Here is an 18,205-nt window from a genome sequence, read left to right on the forward strand (position 1 = left end):
CGCGACAGACTGCGGCAGTGACTGTCGAAGCATTCCGGTTGGACGTGCCGGAGACCGAACTGGCGGACCTGCGCGCGCGACTGGACCTGGTCCGCTGGCCGGACCAGCTACCGGGCACCGGCTGGGAGTCCGGCGTACCGCTGGACTATCTGCAGGAGCTCGTCGAGTACTGGCGGCATGACTACGACTGGCGCCGGGCCGAGGCGCGACTGAACGAGTGGCCGCAGTTCACCACCACGATCGACGGCGCCAATGTGCACTTCGCCCACCTCCGCTCGCCGGAGCCGGACGCGACACCGCTGATCATCACCCACGGCTGGCCCGGTTCGATCGTCGAGTTCACCGAGGTCGCCGGACCGTTGTCCAACCCGCGCGCGTACGGCGGTCATCCCGCGGACGCGTTCCACCTCGTCATCCCGAGCATCCCGGGCTTCGGCCTGTCCGGTCCGACCCGAGAGACCGGCTGGGAACTGCTCCGCGTCGCCAACGCATGGTCCGCCTTGATGTCCCGCCTCGGCTACGACCGGTACGGCGTACAAGGTGGCGACTGGGGTGGCGGGATCTCGCGGGAGCTCGGGCGCATCCACGCCGACGAGGTGATCGGCGTACACCTCAATCTCATCCCCGGAGGCGGCGCGACCTCCGAGCCGACGCCGGCGGAACTGGAGCCGCTCGACCCCGCCGAGCGCGAACGCACCTGGGCGTCCTGGCGACGATTCCAGCACTGGACGAAGGAGCTGCAGGGGTACGCCGACCTGCAGATGACGCGACCGCAGACCATCGCCTACGCGCTGACCGACTCACCCGTGGGACAGCTGGCCTGGATCGTGGAGAAGTTCGAAGCGTGGTCCGACCCCGCCGGCACGATCGACCGCGACCTCCTGCTCACCAACGTGATGCTCTACTGGCTTACGCGTACGGCGGGATCGTCCGGCCGGATCTACTACGAACGGGCCCACGCGTCGTACTGGGGTCAGCCGGCCGAGCCGTCCACCACCCCAACCGCCCTGCTCGACCTGGCCTACGACAACTTCATCCCGCTCCGGCACAAGGTCGCCCGCACCGACAACGTGGTCCGCTGGACCAGTCACCCGCACGGCGGCCACTTCGCCGCCCTCGAACAACCGGACGTGTTGGTCGCCGACATCAGGGCCTTCTTCTCATCGCTGAAATGAGTCGAACTATCGTTGCGGCGTGAAGGAGCGAAGCGAGTTCACCATCAAACACAGCGTGGTTCGTGCCTCGTCCGCGCCCGGAGCGAAGCGAGGACGTGGATGAGCTTCACCGGGTTCCCGGCGGCGGCGCTGGACTTCTACGACGACCTCGAGATGGACAACAGCAAGACCTACTGGACGGCGCACAAGCACGTCTACGAGGAGTCGGTGAAAGCGCCGATGACCGCGTTGCTCGCGGAGCTCGAGCCGGAGTTCGGTCCGGCGAAGCTGTTCCGGCCGTACCGCGACGTCCGGTTCGCGCGGGACAAGTCGCCGTACAAGACGCACCAAGGTGCGTTCATCGACGTGGCTCCGTCGACCGGCTGGTACGTCCAGGTGGCGGCTCCGGGTGTGCGGGTCGCGGCCGGCTTCTACGAGGCGAGCTCGGAACGACTGGCCCGGGTCCGGGCAGCGATTGACGACGACCGGCGGGGCAAGCAGCTTGAGAAGCTGTTGGCCAAGCTGACCGCGACCGGCTGGACGGTCGGCGGCGACAAGCTGAAGACGAGCCCGCGCGGGTACGACCCCGAGCACCCGCGGATCGACCTGCTCCGGCACAAGTCCCTGACGGTCAGCAAGTCCTACGGGTTCGAGCCGGTCATCCACACGCCGGAGCTGGCCGCGCTGATCCGCGCCGACTGGAAGGCGACCAGGCCGCTACTCACCTGGCTGTCGGACCACTCCTGAAAACGGAGCGTCAGGCGTCGTACTCCTTGAGCGCCTTGGCCAGGATGTCGCGGGTCTGGTTCGGCGGCGGAGCCGCGACGCACAGGGCCTCCATGGTGCCCGTGTAGGTGTCGAGATCCTCGGGCTTGTCCAGGTACAGCGCACTGGTCAGGTGCTCGATGTAGACGATGTCCGGCAGGTCCTGCTCCGGGAACCGGAGGATGCTGTACGCGCCACCGGTCGCGGGGTGGCCACCTGAGCCGAACTCCACCACCTGGAGCGTGACGTTCGGCATGTGGCTCGCCTCGAGCAGAAACTCCAACTGCGCCTGCATCGCCTTCTTGCCGCCGATCGGGCGGCGCAGCACGGACTCGTCGATGACGGCCCACAGACGCACCGGGTCGGGCCGGGTGAGGACCTGCTGACGGTTCACCCGCAGCGAGACGCGGCGGTCGATCTCCTCGGCCGGGATCAGGCCGCGGCCGAGTTGCACGACGGCACGCACGTACTCCGGCGTCTGCAGCAGGCCTGGCACGAACTGGAGCTCGTAACTACGGATCAGCTGGGCGACGGCTTCGAGATCGAGGTAGGAGTGGAACCAGCTGGGCAGCACATCTCCGAAGCGGTGCCACCAGCCCGGGTTGTTCGCATCGCGGGCCAGCGCCAGCAGTCGCTCGCGCTCCTCCGCGTCGTCCAACCCGTAGAGACTGAGCAGGTCGCTGACGTCGCGTTCCTTGAAGCCGACGCGGCCCAGCTCCATCCGGCTGACCTTCGACTCCGACGAGCGGATCTCCCACCCCGCGTCGGACCGGCTGATCCCTGCCGCGTCCCGCATCCGCCGCAGGTGCGCTCCGAGGATGATTCGAAGCGCAGTCGGCCCGCTGTGCGCGCCCGACTTTGTCACACCCACCTCCACGCCCCAGCAGCTCTCACCAGCGACAACTCGCCCGCAGGTGCACATCATCGCACGCTCGCGAGGCAATCTGCCGGAGTTCTTACATAAGCCCCTCCGATCCGGAGGATCTCGTCACGCAGCGTAGCGCTTGCCCGCTGACCCAAGATCGCTTTGTCAGGACAAAGTTGCGGCCAAAACGTCGACGAACACCGTTCGAAATGTGCTCCTCGAGGGTGCCAACAGGCGGGCGAGGGGCCGATTTGGGTATCGAATCGGAAAACGTGCGGATGCACGTGCATCGGGCGCTTGCATTCGCAGCGTGCCGACGCCATGATTGATTCATGCACAGAAGGTGAGCTGGATCTCGCGAAAAGTGACATCGCGTGATGTAGCGGGCCGGTCCTACAGGCCGCCGACGGCCCCCCGTTGGCATGACTGGTTGGGGAACCCGAGTCGATGAACGACGACGACAGTGAGGCAGCGGAGCACACCGCCGACATCGCCGGTGGCCGCGCGCCCGACGAGCTGACGGAGCGGGAGATCCAGGAACTGGTGGCGCGTTGCCCTGAGCAACAGCGCTGGGCCTTCGAGGGCTGGCTGCGCGGCGTGCGCCATCTCGACGGCGACCCGATCGTGAGCCTGGCCCCATGAACACCGAGAGAGCAGCAGGAGGACGGAAGATGGTGCGGATCTGGCTGGGCGACCACCTGATCGCCGAGTACACCGCGGAGCCGGATCGCGCCTCGCGATACCAGCGCGTGATGACGCCGAAGTTCACCGGATTGCGAATCACCGTTGACAATGCGGCCGGCGGCGCGGCCTCCGAGCTGCCGCGCAGCGAGCAGCTCTGGCCGCTCACCGTCCAGTAGGCCCACCGCCCTCAACAGCACTGAAGGCCGGCTCCTCGTCGAGGGGCCGGCCTTCGTTGTTCTCTGCCGCCGTACGCCGCTTCCGCGGGTCGGCGGACTCTTGGACACATCGACGCGCGACGGTGGCTCAGATCGCCGCACAGCGTCGTACGCGGACTCTCCGCAGACAGGAAGAGGCCCCTTCGTCACTCGCCTGGCGAAGGGGCCTCTGCTTCCGTGTGACGGTTAGACGAGGTCGTCGAACTCACCGTCGTGAACGCCGCCGAGGAATGCCTCGATCTCGGCCTTCGTGAACACGAGCGCCGGGCCATCGGTGTGACGCGAGTTCCGCACCGCCACCCCACCACCCTGGAGCTTCGCTACCTCTACGCAGTTGCCGTTCGGGCCACTCCGCTGACTCTTCCGCCAGATCAGCTCGCTGTTCGCGTCGCCGGGCATGCCGTTGTAGACAGCAGTCATCAGCTGCACCTTCCGTACGTCCTTGGCATATGCACGTGCATTTGGCCTTGCATTTGCATCGTACACGGTTCGGGCCTCGGTGTCCGCACCCTTACTTGCTGTGATCGTGTCGCCGTCAAACACCTGTTGGGACCCCGTTTCGGTCGCGATCGGTGACCGAATTCCGCGACCTGGCGGCGACGTGGCGGTGGCGGAGCAGAAGTGAGTGGCGGTGGCGTAGTAGTACTGAGTCGCAGCGGCGCAGTAGTAGTAGTGAGCGCCGACCGCTGCGCGCGCTTCGATGCGGCCCGGGCCCTGATGGTTAGCGCGGCGCCCGGTGGCGAGTTTGTCCGGACGTGGGGATGATCCGAAAAGCCTTCTCTTATTGACGAATCAAGGAGTTGAGGCGATTTCCGGATCAAGATGCGCGCAGCGCCGATCCGGCGTACCGGCAGGTCCGCACCTGTCCTACGATGGCAAGCACAATTCCCCCGACACGAAGGCTGCGCCGATGGCGACTCCCGACGGTCCGGATTCGAATCCGGGCTTCGACACTTCCCAACCGACCATCGCTCGCGTCTACGACGCTCTGCTCGGTGGCAAGGACAACTTCGCTGCCGACCGCGAAGGCGCGGCTCTGTACCTGAAGTACGTTCCCGACGCCGGTCGTTGCGCGATCGAGAACCGCGAGGCCCTGGTCAAGGGCGTTCACTATCTCGTGCGCGAGGCGGGGATCGACCAGTTCCTCGACATCGGCAGCGGTCTGCCGACGCAGAAGAACACGCACGAGGCGGCCCAGGAGATCAACCCGAACGCGCGGGTCGCGTACGTCGACAACGACCCGATCGTGCTGGCGCACGGCCGCGCGTTGCTGGCGACCAACAACAGCACGATCGTGGTCACCGCCGACCTGCGTGATCCGCAGAGCATCCTCAGCAACGAGGAAGTCAGGACGCACCTGGACTTCAGCCGTCCGATGGCGCTGATGATCGTCGGCATCCACATGCACTTCCACGATGACGAGAAGCCCGACGAGTGGGTGCGCACCATCATGGACACGCTCGCCCCCGGCAGCTACCTGTTCATCACCGACTTCGTCGACACCGGCGAGCCGCTGCAGAAGGGGATGGAGCGGGCCGGCCTGGAGAGCCTCGGCAACGGGTGGATCCGGACCCCGGAGCGGATCGAGCAGCACTTCCTCGGCATGCCGCTCGTGCCGCCGGGTCTCGACTTCCTCGCCCGGTGGTTCCCGGAGGACCCCGACGCCGATGTGCCGGCCGCGGAGGACCTGGAGCCGTACCAGCGGATCCTGATGGCAGGCCTGGCCAAGAAGGCCTGACCGGTCACTGCGAGACGAAGGCGCGCATCCCACGGGATGCGCGCCTTTCGCATGAATGCATGCGATCCGCGGTCGATGGGTACCGGTCCCCTGCAGGCATGACCGTGGTTCAGCGAAGTGCCACGCCGTGACGACAGTCGCGAGGTCATACCCATGACGAGCACCACTGCTGTTGACCGGGCCGCCCGTGAGGTGGCCACCCGGAACCTGATGGAACGCCGGGACGCCAGCACCGACGAACTCGAGCGGCAGCGGCTGCTCGAAGAGGTGGTCGAACTCAATCTCGAAATGGCCCGGGGAATCGCGCGCCGGTTTCGCGGCCGCGGCGCCGAGGCCGACGACCTGGAGCAGGTCGCGTATCTGGGGCTGGTGAAAGCCGCCCACCACTACCGGCTCGACGCGGACACACCGTTCATCGGATTCGCGGTCCCGACCATCCGGGGTGAAGTGAAACGGTACTTCCGCGACTGCGCCTGGACTGTGCGGATCCCGCGCCGGCTGCAAGAGATGCAAGGCACGATCGCTGCCAAGCTCCCGCTGCTCGAGCAGAAGCTCAACCGGGAGCCGACACCGGCCGAGATCGCCGAACACCTCGGCGTCGAGGTCGACGAGGTCGAGCAGGCGCTGGCCGCGAAAGGCTGTTTCAATGTGCTGTCGCTTGATCGGCCGGCTGAGGCGGACGCGGATCTGACTCTGGCCGACGTCGTCGCGGATGAAGAGGACGGCAGCATCGACCAGCTGGAAGCGGTCGAGATGCTGCAGCCGGTCCTTTCGGATCTCGGCGAGCGCGAGCGGCGGATCCTGCAGTTGCGGTTCGTCGAGGGCTGGACCCAGTCCGAGATCGGCCGCGACATCGGCGTCAGCCAGATGCAGGTGTCCCGGGTCCTGCGCAAGATCCTCGACGACCTGCGCGGCAAGCTGACCCCGCTCCCCGCGGCCGCCTAGTTCCTTGCCAGCGGCAACCTCGCCGGTCCTTGACCTCCTCCGGCGGCCTCTACCACGGGGTGTGTCAAGCGTCCGTTCCACCAGCCTGGTTTCGACTCACCTGGCGTTGGTTGTTACCCATCGTGCGCAGGGACTGCACAATGGGGAAGAACTAGGGGATGGAGTCGTTGGTCTTGGCGTTCCGGATGATTCGAACGGTGCCCGCGGACGCGGTCGCCATCGTGCGGGCGTACCCGCCGATGGTGATCTGCTTCGCGGCCGCACTCACCGGGACGGCCCTGGTCTTCGACGTCTTCTATCTGGTCGCGAGCCCCGGACTGACACTCGCGCTCGTCTATACAGTGCCGGTGCTGGCCGGGTTGATCGCCGGGCTGGTGGCCGCGGCCGACGACGTCGGGCTGGAACGGCGGGTTCTGCTGCGGACCGTCGGCCTTGCTGTTGCTCTCGGCATCACCAACTCGATCGTGGTGGCGATGCTCGCCGCGATGCGGCGTACCGATCCGTCGAACTGGGGAGCCGGTGGGCAGGCGGTGCTGTTCGCCGGCTGCACGGTGTTCGCGGTGGCCCTGTCGATCGTTGCCACCCACAAGCTGATCGATGCGCTGGGCATCGAGCTGCGGACGAAGCTGCGGCGTCGTCGCCCGGTCCGGATCCCGATCGCTGCGGCCGCGGTCGCGGCGCCCAGGGTGAGCAAGGAATCGGCCGCCCGCGCCAAGCCCGTGCCTGCACCGCCACCCCCTCCACCGCCGGCGCCGGACGACGAGGAGACCATCCCGGTCTTCGTCCCGCCACCGCCGCGCGTGGTCGATCTCGACGAGGCCCGTCCGGTCTCGTCCGCACCGATCTCCAGCGGTCACGCCGACCGGCTCACCCCGCGTCCACGTCGCGTGGTGTCCCGCCGTACGAACAAACCGGGCCGACGCCCGGGCACCTGACCGGCGCGCCGGTTGGGGAGATCGCCCGGGCTGACACACTGGGAGGGCTTCTCGGGAGGTGCCTGTGTGGGATCTGGTGATCGTCGGAGCCGGACCGGCGGGAGCGTCGGCCGCGCTGGGGGCGCTCGCTGCTGATCCCAGTCTGTCGGTGCTGATGCTCGACCGGCATGACTTCCCACGGGACAAGGCGTGCGGGGACGGCATCGCGCCGCACGTACTCGATCTGCTGGCCGAAGTGGGCGTGACCGGGATTCTCGACGACTGGACTCCGGTCGGACGGTTTGTTCTGACCAAGGGAGACGTAGGTGTCGACCGGATCATGGCTCGGCCGAACTGGGTGGTGCCGCGGACCGTGTTCGATCAGCGTCTGGCAGAGGCCGCACAGGCGGCTGGTGCGCAGCTCGTCCGCCGACGTGTGCGGGGGCTGCAGCGGAACGGCGCGTCGATCACCGTCGATGGTGAGTTGCATGGCCGCTTCGTCGTCGGTGCGGATGGCGCGCATTCCGTCGTACGGCGGGAGCTGGGGGTTGCGCCGGGGCCGGTGGCCCTGGCGATCCGGGGGTACGCGCCGACGCCGGCCGGGCGGGCTGCCAGTCAGGTGATCGCGTACGGTCCGGGGCGGCAACCGTCGTACGCCTGGTCGTTCGATCGTGGCGACGGCTGGTCGAACGTCGGGTACGGCGAGCAGCTCACGCCCGCGCGACCGCGACCGACCCGCGCGGACCTGACCGCCCAGCTGGAGAAGCTGTTGCCAGGGGCAACCGATGACGGGACGTCGTGGTGGGGCCATCACCTGCCGTTGGCCGGCTGGTCCTGGCGCCCGCAGCCGGGGCCGGTGATGCTCGCCGGGGACGCGGCCGGACTGATCAACCCGATGACGGGCGAGGGCATCTACTACGCGGTCGCGACCGGGCTGCTCGCCGGTCGTGCAGTCGCCGAGGCACTGAGGTCTGGCAGTTCCGACGCGGGTACGACGTACCGCCGGGAGGCCGCTCGACTTCTCGGGCGGCACTTGCGGCACACCGCGCTCACCGCGCAGCTCAGTCGGTCGGGACGCGTGCTCGACGCGGGGATCCGCGCGGCGGCGGCCGATCAGCGGATCTTCGACGATCTCGTTGAGCTGGGACTGGCCGACGGGTTGATCACGCGTCCGCTGCTGCGGGCGTTGGTGCGACCGCGGCGCGCTGGCTCGCGGTGAGACGGCCGGGCGTGGGGATCGCCTGGTAGGTGCCGGGTGTTGGCTGGTCGAGGACGACCGGGTCGGTGTATTCGGCGTACTTCGTCGCGTTGCTCAGCGCCTCGGCGAGACGGTCCGGCGGCCATTCGAGTGCTGTGGAGAGTTGGTCGGCGCTCAGTGGACGGCCCGCGTGGATCAGGGCGGCGAGTGTGGTCAGGGCGTCGTCGGTGAGCTCGACCGTCGGGCCGCCGGACATGTCCTCGCCGAGCCGGTGGAAGAAGTCGGCCATGTGCGTCAGGCGTTCGCCGGCTGGGGTGTCGGGGCCGAGCAGTGCGGCGCCTTCGGTGGCGGTCTCGGCCCAGTTCAGGTTGGTGCGGGCGCTCACCTTCCAGGCTTGCAGCCAGACGTCGTCGGCGATGACGTAGTGCTGCAGGCGGCGCTGAGGATCGGGCTCGCGGTGGACCATGCCGACCTGTTCGAGGTAGCCGACGGCGGTGGAGATCGACGCCGGGCTGACGCGCAGTTCGCGGACGAGGTCGGCGGCGGTCAGGCTGCGGGAATCTGACGTGTAGAGCCGGGCGAGGACGCGCGACGCCATCCTTGGTAGGCCGCCTTCGACCATCATCGTGGCGAACCGTTCGATGAAGTCCCGCACCTGGTGGTCGCCGCCTGACTGGAGGTCGGCGTGGTTGGTTGCCTTGCCTGCGCTGCGGCGTGCTCGGGATGCGGTGGAGTAGTGCGCGTGGTCGGCTCGGTAGCCGCGGGCGCCGCCGTTGCGGGCGACCTCGCGACTGATGGTCGACGTCGGGCGGTCCAGTTGCCGCGCGATCTCGGCGTACCCGAGTCCTGCCGCCAAGCCGGACGCGATCTCGCGCCGGTCGTCGTGTGTCAGTCTGCCTCCGGGCATCGGTCCTCCGTGGTGCGTTCGACGTCAGCTCATTGCAACGGCGTATTGGCCGGGATTGCGTTCTGCGGCAGCCTCATTGCACAGATTGCCATATTTCCTTGAGGTTTTCAGCGTCTGGCGGCTGTTGTGGTTGCCGGGCGGCCGGGCTGCTGCGTAGCTTTCAGGAATTCCTGAAGGAGGCAGTGGATGGTTCTGGCGGTCGACGGGTTGCGGATGCGCTATGGCGACACCGAAGTACTGCATGACGTCTCGTTCCAGGCCCGGCATGGCGAGGTCGTTGCCTTGCTCGGCCCGAACGGCGCGGGCAAGAGCACGACAATCGAGATCCTGGAGGGCTTCCGGCTGCGCTCGGCGGGGACCGTCGAGGTGCTCGGCGTCGACCCGGCTGCCGGCGACGAGCGTTGGCGGTCCCGGCTCGGCATCGTGCTGCAGTCGTGGCGCGACCACGGGAACTGGCGGGTTCGTGAACTGCTGCACCACCTCGGCACGTACTACGCGCCGTACGCCACGAACACGATCGACCGTCCGTGGGACACCGACGAACTGCTCGCCGAGGTCGGCCTCGGTTCGCAGGCGGAGCAGAAGACCAAGACGCTGTCCGGTGGGCAGCGGCGCCGGCTCGACGTCGCGATCGGGATCGTCGGGCGGCCGGAGGTGCTGTTTCTGGATGAGCCGACTGCGGGCTTCGATCCTGAGGCGCGGTACGAGTTTCACGACCTGGTCCGGCGACTCGCGGCCGAGCACGAGACGACGATCTTGCTCACCACGCACGACCTCGACGAGGCGAGCAAACTGGCGGACCGGATCCTCATCCTCAACGCCGGCCGGATCGTCGCGGCCGGGACGACTCGCGAGCTGACCGCGCTGATCGCCGGCGAGGACGAGGTGCGCTGGAGCGTCGACGGACAACACTTCCGCAAGACCACGCCGGACTCGACCGGCTTCGTCCGTGACCTCTTCACGCAGTACGGCGCCTCCGTCCGCGATCTCGAAGTACGACGGGCGTCGCTCGAGGAGACGTATCTCGCATTGGTCCGCGGACAGGAGGTGGCGCTGTGAGCCCTCGGATGGCTGCAGTCCGGGCCGGGTGGCGGCGGGGACGGATCGAGTTGCGACAGTCGTTCACGAACGGGCCTGAGTTGTTCAGTCACTTCCTCTGGCCGGTGCTGATGCTGGGGGCGCTGTTCTTCCTGCGGCATCGGGGCTTCGGCTCGACCGGATTGCTGCTCGGTACGTTCGCGCTGCCGAGCATTCTCGGGATGAATGCGGCGATGGGGATGGTCAGCATGAGCCAGCAGCTCACCGCGGATCGTGAGGACGGCACGTTGCTTCGCGCGAAGGCGACACCGAACGGGATGCTCGGTTACCTCGTGGGCAAGGTCGCCTCGGTGGCCGGCGGCTTGCTCGCCGACCTGGCGATCCTGCTCATCCCGGGGTTGCTGATTGTCGACGGGCTCGCGCTCGGGTCGTTCGGCGGTTGGTTCACGCTGGTCTGGGTGCTGGCGCTCGGGATGGTCGCGACGCTGCCGATCGGCGCGGTCCTCGGATCCGTGTTCACTACCGCGCGGTCGCAGGGGCTGCTCCAGTTGCCGGTGCTCGGTCTGATCGCGATCTCGGGCATCTTCTATCCGATTGCTGCCTTGCCCCGCTGGCTGGAGTGGATCGGGCAGGTCTTCCCGATCTACTGGATGGGACTCGGCATGCGGTCCGCGTTGCTCCCGGACAGCATGGTCGTGGTCGAGATCAGCGACTCCTGGCGGCACCTGGAGACGGTCGGCGTACTCGGGGTGTGGGTCGTCGCCGGTTTGCTGGTCGCGCCCGTCGTACTGCGCCGGATGGCTCGGCGGGAGTCCGGCTCCCAGGTCGCCGAGCGGCGGGAACGGGCGCTGCGCCGAGTGGCTTGAAAGCGTTTTGAAAGGTCGGTGGCCCCGGCCTGCTCCTAGCGTCGACGCGACAGCAGGCTGGGACCACGAGGGGTCACGCATGGACTGGAACATCGACGTCGACGCGGTCGCGAACGTGCTGCAGACCACCGGCGAGAAGGCATCCGGGTACGAGGCGGTGGCGAAGGGGTACGCCGACTACGCCGAACGGTCGGTCCGGCAGGCTCAGGCGACGCTCGTCGGTCAAGCGGTGGCCGACGTACTGGCGTTCTACCAGGACGCCTGGCAGGACATCGTCGACCAGACCAACGCCTCCCTCACCGGCGCCAAGGACGCCACCATCGCGTACGTGAACGGCCAGGAAGAGATGGCCCTGAACGCGCAGCGGAACGCGACCGACGCACCGGGCAAGCGCCGCGCCGCCGAATCCCGGGCGAATGCGGAGAATGCCTCCCGCCAGCGCCACAACATCGAGTGAGGCGGCCATGTTCAATCCCGACGGGGTGCCGGACTTCTTCCCCGGCACCAGTCCCGACGTACTGGCCTTCACCGGCGCCGAACTGAAGAAGGTCGGCGGCCAGATCAGGTCCACCGGGTACGACGTGAACAGCTCGTTCGAAGGGCTGTCCACCTGCTACCAGGCGCCTGAGGCGGAGACGCTGATCACGTCGCTGCGGCCGGTGTACATCCTGGCCTACGACTTCGGCAGTGATGTCGAGGCGATGGGCGGGATCATCGAGCAGTTCGGGTACGACATGCAGGAGCCGTACGACCGGCTGCAGGACCTGCTCGAGCGGGCCCGCGGTTTCATCGTGAAGTGCCAGCAGGCCGAGGCGAACGGCGACGACTGGCAGGGCTGGGAGAACTGGGTCCAGGAGGAGAACTCCTACCACGAGGGCACCGCCAAGCTGCTGCAGCAGATGATGGACATCCAGGTCGTCGCCGCGAACAAGATCGAGGCGCTGATCGGCGGCCTCGGCTGGTGGCCGGACACGCTGGACCGCAAGACCCGGGACCGCTTCGGCCACGAGTCGCACCCTCGGCGGATCGGCGTCGACCACGACCCGGAGCCGCCGCCGTGGGGTTCGCCGGAGGTGTACGACGCGCCGTGGATCGCCGACGTCGGCGAGCTCGCACTCGGTGTCGTCGACGGTCTGACCACACTCCTCGGACTCCAGTGGGCGCTTCAGGTGTCCGGCTGGGACTGGGGGAAGGAGAACTTCGAGAAGCTGTTCGGGCACCCGCCGGCCGACATGTACCAGATGTTCGACGCCTGGGAGGGCGTCGCCGACGACATCATGATGCTGGCCAACAAGGTCCCGGGCGTCGGCGGACTGCTGCCCGACGGCATGAGCGAAGAGCTCGACCAGCGCTGGGACGACACGATCGACACCATCGGCGACGACTGGTCGAACGGCAACCAGGCCGCATCCATCATGGGCGCCGTCGGCCTGATCCCGGTCGGCCCCGGCAAGCTGGCCGGCGTCGCATCCAAACTCGGCAAGCTCGGCAAACTGGCCGACAAGGTCCCCCCGGTCCGCGTCGCCGCCCACGCCGCCGACAACTTCCTCGACCTCCGCAACAAACTCCGCAGCACAGCGATCGAGGGCGGCCTGAAGATCCCCGGCGTAGGCGCCGTCCTGAAGGGCTACTCCCACATCCCCCTGCTAGGCGACGCAGTCCGCCTAGAACGCGGCGTACCCCTCACCCGCGGTCCGAAGGTCGACGTCCCGTCCGGCATAGACCTCCCCCGCGAGCGGGTTCCCGCCGGGCACGGCCCCGCGGCCCGGGTCCACGTCCCCGGCGACGCCGTACACGCTCCCGGCGACCCGGTCGACCTCCCCGGCAACCCAACCAACGCCCCCGGCAACACCATCGACACCCCGGGCCAAACGGCCAACACCCCAGGGTCCACGCCAGGCAGCACGACACAACCGGGCAGTACGACGCCCGGCCCCACGACGCCGGGCAGCACAACGCCCGGCAACACCCCGGGTCCAGGCAACACGGTGGACCCCGGCCCCACCCGCCCCGCCGACTCACTCGACCCCGAAACCACCATCCCACCAGTCATCCCCAACACCCCCATCATCCCCAACACCCCAGCCAACCTCGGCACCTCGGGAACGCCCGGTACGCCTGGCACTCCGGGCACGGTTGGTACCTCGGGTACGTCGGGGACTCCCGGTACGCCGGGCACTCCGGGCACGGTTGGTACCTCGGGTACGCCGGGTACGTCGGGGACTCCCGGTACACCCGGCACAGTCGGCACCTCGGGTACGCCGGGCACTCCTGGCACTCCGGGCACGCCCGGCACTCCGGGGACAGTCGGCATGTCGGGTACGCCCGGCAACACCGGAACGCCCGGCAGCACCGGCACTCCTGGCAGCACCGGGACCCCTGGCAGCACAGGCTTGCCGGGGACGCCGGGGAGCACGCACGCGCCCGGGAGCACCGGCCAGCCAGGTCACACGACGCGTCCGGGTGACGGCAGCACCGGTGAACCCGGTCGCCCCGAACCAACGGACCGCCGTACCAAGCGCGACGACGACGACCCCACCCAGCACCAGCCAACCCGCCCCGACAAGCCAGACCACACCGAACTCCCCGACCCCAACAAACACCCGGAAGGCCCGGAGCCCACGCGCACAGGCCCCGACCCCCACTCGACGCGCACCGGCCCGGAGCCCCACCCCACCCGAACTGGCCCGGACTCCAACGACCCCACTCCGACCCACCCCAACGAACCAACCCAGACCCCAACCCACCGCGACGCGGACCCCGTCGTCGCCCCGATCCAGCCGCTCATCCCACCCCACACCCCAGGCGCCCCAGGCGACCCAGTCCGCCGCCCCGACCCAACCGCCAACCGCCCAACCCCAGCCGACCGCCCGACCCCGGGTGAGCGTCACGGACCGGGTGAGCGTCCTGCTACCCGGCCGGGTGAGCGGTCTATCGCGGATGAGCTTGATCCCGAGCGCGTGAGCGGTGATCGGGTGAGTGGAGATCGCGTCGAAGGTCATCGCGTTGAAGGCGAAGGCCTCGAGCACTCGAGCGCCCGACGTTCCGGCACTCAACCCGGCACTCACCACCCCGCCCGGCACTCCGAGCCGGCCCGGCACTCCGAGCCGGCCCGGCACTCCGAGCCGGATCGCACCGGCGGGCCGGACCGTGAGCCCGGGAAGGTTGCTGAGGGCAAGCATGGAGACGGGGATGGTGATGGGGACGACCTCATCTCGCGGCGGTTGCGGGGGGAGGATGGGCCGGATGTGGCGGCGCATGTGCCTGATGACGCTGGGCCGGTACGGCATCCAGATGACCAGCGGCCGGTGGATCCTGAGTGGGATCGGCTGGATTCGGGTGGGCGGTTGGCGCAGGCGACTGCTGAGATCTCGCGTGGTGCGCGTACCTTCGCGTCCGAGGCTGAGGCGACGGCGTGGGGGCGGCGGCACTGGGGCGACTATGCCCGCGACCTCGACCCGCGGAAGGCGGACGTGGTCGAGCGATTCACCCGCGGCGGTGACAACGTACACGGTTCGTACAAGCAGGTCGGCGACCACCTACGCGGCATCGAACACCGTCCCGAACTCGACCCGCTGATCGACGAGTTCGACGACGTACTCAATGGGCGCCGGGTCCCGGAGGACGTGGTGGTACGCCGCGTCACCGACATCGATCACTTCGACGGACCGATCGACCAACTGGTGAACAAGACGTTCCGCGACCCGTCGTTCCTCTCGACGTCGCTGGGCGAGGCGATCCCGTCCAGCCGGCCCGGGATCATCCACCTGAAGGTCTCGAAGGGCACGCCGGCCCTCTACACCGGCCACCACTCAGCCCACGGCGAGGGCGAACGCGAGCTGGTCCTCGGCCGCGGCCTCACCATCAAGTTCACCCGCGTCTTCCCGCACAACGGCAAAATCCACCTCTTCGCCGAGATCGTCCCCGACGTCCGCCACGCCGACACCCCAGACGTACGCCGCACCCCGCAGGACTTCGACGCGCCGGACGCACGTCGTACGCCGCAGGACCTCGGTGACGTCCTCCCGGACACTCCTCGCGTCGATGCGCCGGACGTCCGGCGTACTCCGCAGGACTTCGCCGAGGGCGTCGCCGACGTCCGTCACGTCGACACCCCAGACGTACGTCGTACCCCACAGGTTTTCGGTGAGGGTGTCCCGGGCGCTTCTCATGTCGATGCCCCGGACGTACGGCGTACTCCGCAGGACTTCGAGGCGCCGGACGCACCGCCTACCTCGCAGGATTTCGGTGAGGGCGTGCGAGACGGTTCTCATGTTGATGCGCCGGATGTCCGGCGTACTGCGCGCGGTTTCGGTGAGGGTGTCCCGGATGCTTCTCGCGTCGAGGCGCCTGATGTGCGGCGTACGCCGCAGGACTTCGAGGCGCCGGATGTACGTCGTACTCCGCAGGACTTCGCCGAGGCGGTCCCCGACGTTCGCCACGCCGACACTCCGGATGCACGGCGTACTTCGCAGGGCTCTGGTGAGGGTGTCCCGGATGCTTCTCACGTTGATGTGCCGGATGTGCGGCGTACGCCGGAGGATTACGGGTTTGCGTCGGGGGATGTGCGGCGTGCGGCGGATCCTGAGGTGTTGGCGCGGACCAGGCAGGAGGCGGAGGAGTTTGGGCGGACTGTGCCGGAGCGGTTTCACGAGTCGGTGAAGTTGATGACGCAGAGCACTTTCGGGGCGGTGAACCGGGCGTTGTACGCCGGGCATCAGCTGAGCGATCTGCGGCGGGTGATGAACACCGACGGGAGCAGCGGGCTGACCGAGGAAGCGATCCGGGTGGCGGAGGACGTCGACACGGTGGTGATGAGCGCAGCCGACGCGGTGGATCCGCGGATGGTGTGGCGGGGGATGCGGCTGCCGAGGCATCTGCCGCACAGCGAGCTGATGAACTGGGTGCTGGAGACGTTCAAGGTCGGTGAGAACACGGACTTCGAGGGGTTCCAGTTCACGTCGACGGATCCGGCGGTGGCGTCGGACTTCGCGCATGAGAACAACCGGACGGGTGTGGTCCTCGAGGTCCAGACACGCAAGGGAGCCCCGAGCGGGAAGCTGAGCGGGCTGCGGAACTCGGAGTCCGAGTACATCCAGCCGCGCAACGTCCGCTACCGGACCGTCGGCATCAGCGAGAACGTCTCCTTCGACCAGCGGTTCCTGACCGCTGACGGGAAGCCCCGCGTACGTCGCGAGATCGTCATCCACATGGTCGACGTCGACGACTTCCCCGCCGTCCCGCACCTCGACCACCTCCCACCCCCCAACCCCACCCACCGGATAGAAGACCCTGACCCCGAAGCCACCCAACCCATCCCAAGCAACCAGCTGGGACAGCACGGGAGCGCACCGGATCCGGAGACAACGCAGGTCATCCGGCGCGAGCAGATGCGGGAGCATGAGGGCGCCCCGGCCCGCGTCCCGCAGGACCAGCTGCCGGCGTACGGCGACGCTCCCGACCCGGACGCGACCCAACGCATCCCGCGTCAACAGATGCGGGAGCACGACGGTGCGCCGGACCCGGATCGTTTTCCGGGCGAGGGGTTGGGGGAGCCTGGTGATGGACCAGATCCGGACCGCGAGGCTCGTGAGCAGATGCCGGAGAGTGGTGGTGCGCAGGATCCGGATGCTACGCAGCGGGTTTCGCGGGCGAATGGTCCGAACCCGTGGGGGCGTCGTACGGACGCGCCCGACCAGCCTGGAAGAGGCAGGGGTTCCGAGGGATCCGATGCGCCGGGAGAAGCACCCGGGCACTCAAAGCACGGCCAGCAGCCCAGCCACGGGAAGCAGTCCGGTCGTGGGCACCCGGGGCAGCCCGGTCGTGGGCAAGGGCAGCCTGGTCGTGGGCAGAAGCCCACGCAGGGGCGGGTGGATCAGGGTGGGGTGGATGCTTGGCGGCGGCGAGAGGCTGGGCTTTATCGGAATCAGCCTGGGGAGGTTGATGGTGATGGGCCGGTGCCGACGGAGCCGTTGGGGCGGAGCAGTCAGGAGCCGGATCCGAGCAATATCGGGACCTACAGTCCGCGGTGGAAGGACATGGTTGATCCGGGGCGGATCTCGTATGACGTGCCGCAGGAGCGGGGGCGGCCGCCTCGGGCTCGGGTGCGGCCGGGGGATCCGATCTTTGACGAGTTCGGGCCGAAGGAGCACCAGTGGGAGCAGGAGCTCGACCTCCAGCCACCACCGGCGTACGGCGAACCCGGCGTGCACCGGGGTGATCGCGACCGCGCTCGCTACAACCCGCTCGACCCCGGCCAGGTCCATCAGCAGAACCTGACGAACGCGGCCGGCCCGGTCCCGTTGCACACCGTGCCGCGGTGGAAGAACCTGCTCAATCCGAACTACGAGAAGCAGTGGGTCGAGTTCATGTTCAACTGCTCGGCCGTGATGCGGGCGACCGTCGACCTGCTTCAGGGCCGGGCGGTCCGGCTGGCCGACGGTGACTTCCGCAGGGCGCCCGCGCCCCATCAGGGCACGCCCGGTACGCCGATCCCCGGCGACTACGACGACAGCTACGAATGGATGGGCGTCCGCGGTCCAGGGCACCGGATGGACTTCCAACCGTTGCCTGGGCATCCGAACTCGGCCGCAGACCTGACAGATTTCACCCGCAGGGCGTACCAATCCGTCGAGGACGGACTCCGCGGCCGCCCACCCGGCACGGTGGCGGCGATCTGCATCGGGTGGGCCGACGGCGGCGGTCACTGGTTCGCGGCGTACGTCGATCACAACGGCGACGTCCGCGCGATCGACACGCAACCGGCGCCGAACGCGATCGACGAACCGTGGCCGCACGTGTACGCGACCGAGCTGAGCAGGCTGGAGTTCACCATCCGCGAGCCGAACGGCGATTGGGAAGGCGGCTCGTCCGCGGATCCGGAGTCCACGTGGTAACCGGGACCGGCAGAACAGGA

Annotated in this window: 15 protein-coding genes; 12 read left to right on the forward strand and 3 right to left on the reverse strand. The window is 68.4% G+C overall.

Translation table 11 applies throughout. The annotated features are described in order from the left end of the window. Window positions 1–17 precede the first annotated feature (17 nt). Together E0H73_RS29485 and E0H73_RS29490 are read left to right on the forward strand one after the other, a co-directional pair. Complete coding sequence (locus E0H73_RS29485) at window positions 18–1,175, forward strand: epoxide hydrolase family protein (RefSeq protein ID WP_131361865.1); 1,158 nt, start codon at window positions 18–20, stop codon at window positions 1,173–1,175. A 99-nt stretch (window positions 1,176–1,274) separates the two neighbouring features. Continuing rightward, entirely contained in the window at window positions 1,275–1,901 is a 627-nt protein-coding gene (locus tag E0H73_RS29490; protein WP_131361866.1) for a DUF2461 domain-containing protein, read from the forward strand. Between the two features lie 10 nt (window positions 1,902–1,911). On the opposite strand, the gene E0H73_RS29495 is transcribed toward E0H73_RS29490, so the two are convergent. After that, window positions 1,912–2,784: a helix-turn-helix domain-containing protein gene (locus E0H73_RS29495; protein ID WP_202867611.1), complete on the reverse strand. Its 873-nt coding sequence runs from the start codon at window positions 2,782–2,784 to the stop codon at window positions 1,912–1,914. Window positions 2,785–3,231: 447 nt separating this feature from the next. Here E0H73_RS29495 and E0H73_RS29500 point away from each other — a divergent pair, with 447 nt between their 5' ends. Next, the gene (locus E0H73_RS29500; RefSeq protein ID WP_131361868.1) at window positions 3,232–3,426 is read left to right on the forward strand and encodes a hypothetical protein; all 195 of its coding nucleotides are present in this window, start codon (window positions 3,232–3,234) and stop codon (window positions 3,424–3,426) included. Further along, window positions 3,423–3,644 carry a hypothetical protein gene (locus E0H73_RS29505; RefSeq protein ID WP_238163377.1) on the forward strand — a complete coding sequence of 74 codons (222 nt, stop codon included), beginning with the start codon at window positions 3,423–3,425 and terminating at the stop codon, window positions 3,642–3,644. The genes E0H73_RS29500 and E0H73_RS29505 overlap by 4 nt, the downstream gene beginning before the upstream one ends. 225 nt (window positions 3,645–3,869) lie before the next feature. Here the strand turns inward: E0H73_RS29505 and E0H73_RS29510 are convergent, their stop codons facing one another. Beyond that, window positions 3,870–4,103, reverse strand: a complete 234-nt coding sequence (locus E0H73_RS29510) for a DUF397 domain-containing protein (RefSeq protein ID WP_131361869.1) — start codon at window positions 4,101–4,103, stop codon at window positions 3,870–3,872. A gap of 490 nt (window positions 4,104–4,593) precedes the next feature. On the opposite strand from E0H73_RS29510, the gene E0H73_RS29515 reads away from it, so the two are divergent. The 4 genes from E0H73_RS29515 (at window position 4,594) to E0H73_RS29530 (ending at window position 8,499) form a co-directional block, all read left to right on the forward strand. Beyond that, entirely contained in the window at window positions 4,594–5,421 is an 828-nt protein-coding gene (locus tag E0H73_RS29515) for an SAM-dependent methyltransferase (protein WP_131361870.1), read from the forward strand. A gap of 153 nt (window positions 5,422–5,574) precedes the next feature. Next, window positions 5,575–6,366 (forward strand): SigB/SigF/SigG family RNA polymerase sigma factor, encoded by a 792-nt coding sequence (locus E0H73_RS29520; RefSeq protein ID WP_131361871.1) that lies wholly within the window; start codon window positions 5,575–5,577, stop codon window positions 6,364–6,366. 158 nt (window positions 6,367–6,524) lie between these two features. Beyond that, window positions 6,525–7,301 carry a hypothetical protein gene (locus E0H73_RS29525; protein ID WP_238164360.1) on the forward strand — a complete coding sequence of 259 codons (777 nt, stop codon included), beginning with the start codon at window positions 6,525–6,527 and terminating at the stop codon, window positions 7,299–7,301. A 64-nt stretch (window positions 7,302–7,365) separates the two neighbouring features. Further along, window positions 7,366–8,499 carry an NAD(P)/FAD-dependent oxidoreductase gene (locus E0H73_RS29530; protein ID WP_238164361.1) on the forward strand — a complete coding sequence of 378 codons (1,134 nt, stop codon included), beginning with the start codon at window positions 7,366–7,368 and terminating at the stop codon, window positions 8,497–8,499. Here E0H73_RS29530 and E0H73_RS29535 read toward each other — a convergent pair. Further along, window positions 8,444–9,385 (reverse strand): GbsR/MarR family transcriptional regulator, encoded by a 942-nt coding sequence (locus E0H73_RS29535; RefSeq protein ID WP_131361872.1) that lies wholly within the window; start codon window positions 9,383–9,385, stop codon window positions 8,444–8,446. The two genes, E0H73_RS29530 and E0H73_RS29535, sit on opposite strands and share 56 nt — an antisense overlap. 186 nt (window positions 9,386–9,571) lie before the next feature. Between E0H73_RS29535 and E0H73_RS29540 the strand changes: the two genes are divergently transcribed. The 4 genes from E0H73_RS29540 to E0H73_RS29555 all read left to right on the forward strand — a co-directional run bounded on the left by E0H73_RS29540 (window position 9,572) and on the right by E0H73_RS29555 (window position 18,185). Then, entirely contained in the window at window positions 9,572–10,444 is an 873-nt protein-coding gene (locus E0H73_RS29540) for an ABC transporter ATP-binding protein (protein WP_131361873.1), read from the forward strand. Continuing rightward, the gene (locus E0H73_RS29545) at window positions 10,441–11,289 is read left to right on the forward strand and encodes an ABC transporter permease (protein ID WP_238164362.1); all 849 of its coding nucleotides are present in this window, start codon (window positions 10,441–10,443) and stop codon (window positions 11,287–11,289) included. The genes E0H73_RS29540 and E0H73_RS29545 overlap by 4 nt, the downstream gene beginning before the upstream one ends. Window positions 11,290–11,368: 79 nt before the next feature. Further along, window positions 11,369–11,746 (forward strand): DUF6507 family protein, encoded by a 378-nt coding sequence (locus tag E0H73_RS29550; protein ID WP_131361874.1) that lies wholly within the window; start codon window positions 11,369–11,371, stop codon window positions 11,744–11,746. Window positions 11,747–11,753: 7 nt separating this feature from the next. Beyond that, window positions 11,754–18,185, forward strand: coding sequence for an ADP-ribosyltransferase (locus E0H73_RS29555; protein ID WP_131361875.1), 6,432 nt, complete (start codon window positions 11,754–11,756; stop codon window positions 18,183–18,185). Window positions 18,186–18,205: the final 20 nt, after the last annotated feature.

This window comes from Kribbella pittospori (genome assembly GCF_004331465.1).
Lineage (GTDB): Bacteria > Actinomycetota > Actinomycetes > Propionibacteriales > Kribbellaceae > Kribbella > Kribbella pittospori.

What these genes read in the sequence shown, in the direction of transcription:
- E0H73_RS29520 (WP_131361871.1), top strand. Translation starts at nt 5,575, where the DNA reads ATGACGAGCACCACTGCTGTTGACCGGGCCGCCCGTGAGGTGGCCACC.
- E0H73_RS29505 (WP_238163377.1), top strand. Translation starts at nt 3,423, where the DNA reads ATGAACACCGAGAGAGCAGCAGGAGGACGGAAGATGGTGCGGATCTGG.
- E0H73_RS29500 (WP_131361868.1), top strand. Translation starts at nt 3,232, where the DNA reads ATGAACGACGACGACAGTGAGGCAGCGGAGCACACCGCCGACATCGCC.
- E0H73_RS29525 (WP_238164360.1), top strand. Translation starts at nt 6,525, where the DNA reads ATGGAGTCGTTGGTCTTGGCGTTCCGGATGATTCGAACGGTGCCCGCG.
- E0H73_RS29515 (WP_131361870.1), top strand. Translation starts at nt 4,594, where the DNA reads ATGGCGACTCCCGACGGTCCGGATTCGAATCCGGGCTTCGACACTTCC.
- E0H73_RS29490 (WP_131361866.1), top strand. Translation starts at nt 1,275, where the DNA reads ATGAGCTTCACCGGGTTCCCGGCGGCGGCGCTGGACTTCTACGACGAC.
- E0H73_RS29555 (WP_131361875.1), top strand. Translation starts at nt 11,754, where the DNA reads ATGTTCAATCCCGACGGGGTGCCGGACTTCTTCCCCGGCACCAGTCCC.
- E0H73_RS29550 (WP_131361874.1), top strand. Translation starts at nt 11,369, where the DNA reads ATGGACTGGAACATCGACGTCGACGCGGTCGCGAACGTGCTGCAGACC.
- E0H73_RS29510 (WP_131361869.1), bottom strand. Translation starts at nt 4,103, where the DNA reads ATGACTGCTGTCTACAACGGCATGCCCGGCGACGCGAACAGCGAGCTG.
- E0H73_RS29540 (WP_131361873.1), top strand. Translation starts at nt 9,572, where the DNA reads ATGGTTCTGGCGGTCGACGGGTTGCGGATGCGCTATGGCGACACCGAA.
- E0H73_RS29535 (WP_131361872.1), bottom strand. Translation starts at nt 9,385, where the DNA reads ATGCCCGGAGGCAGACTGACACACGACGACCGGCGCGAGATCGCGTCC.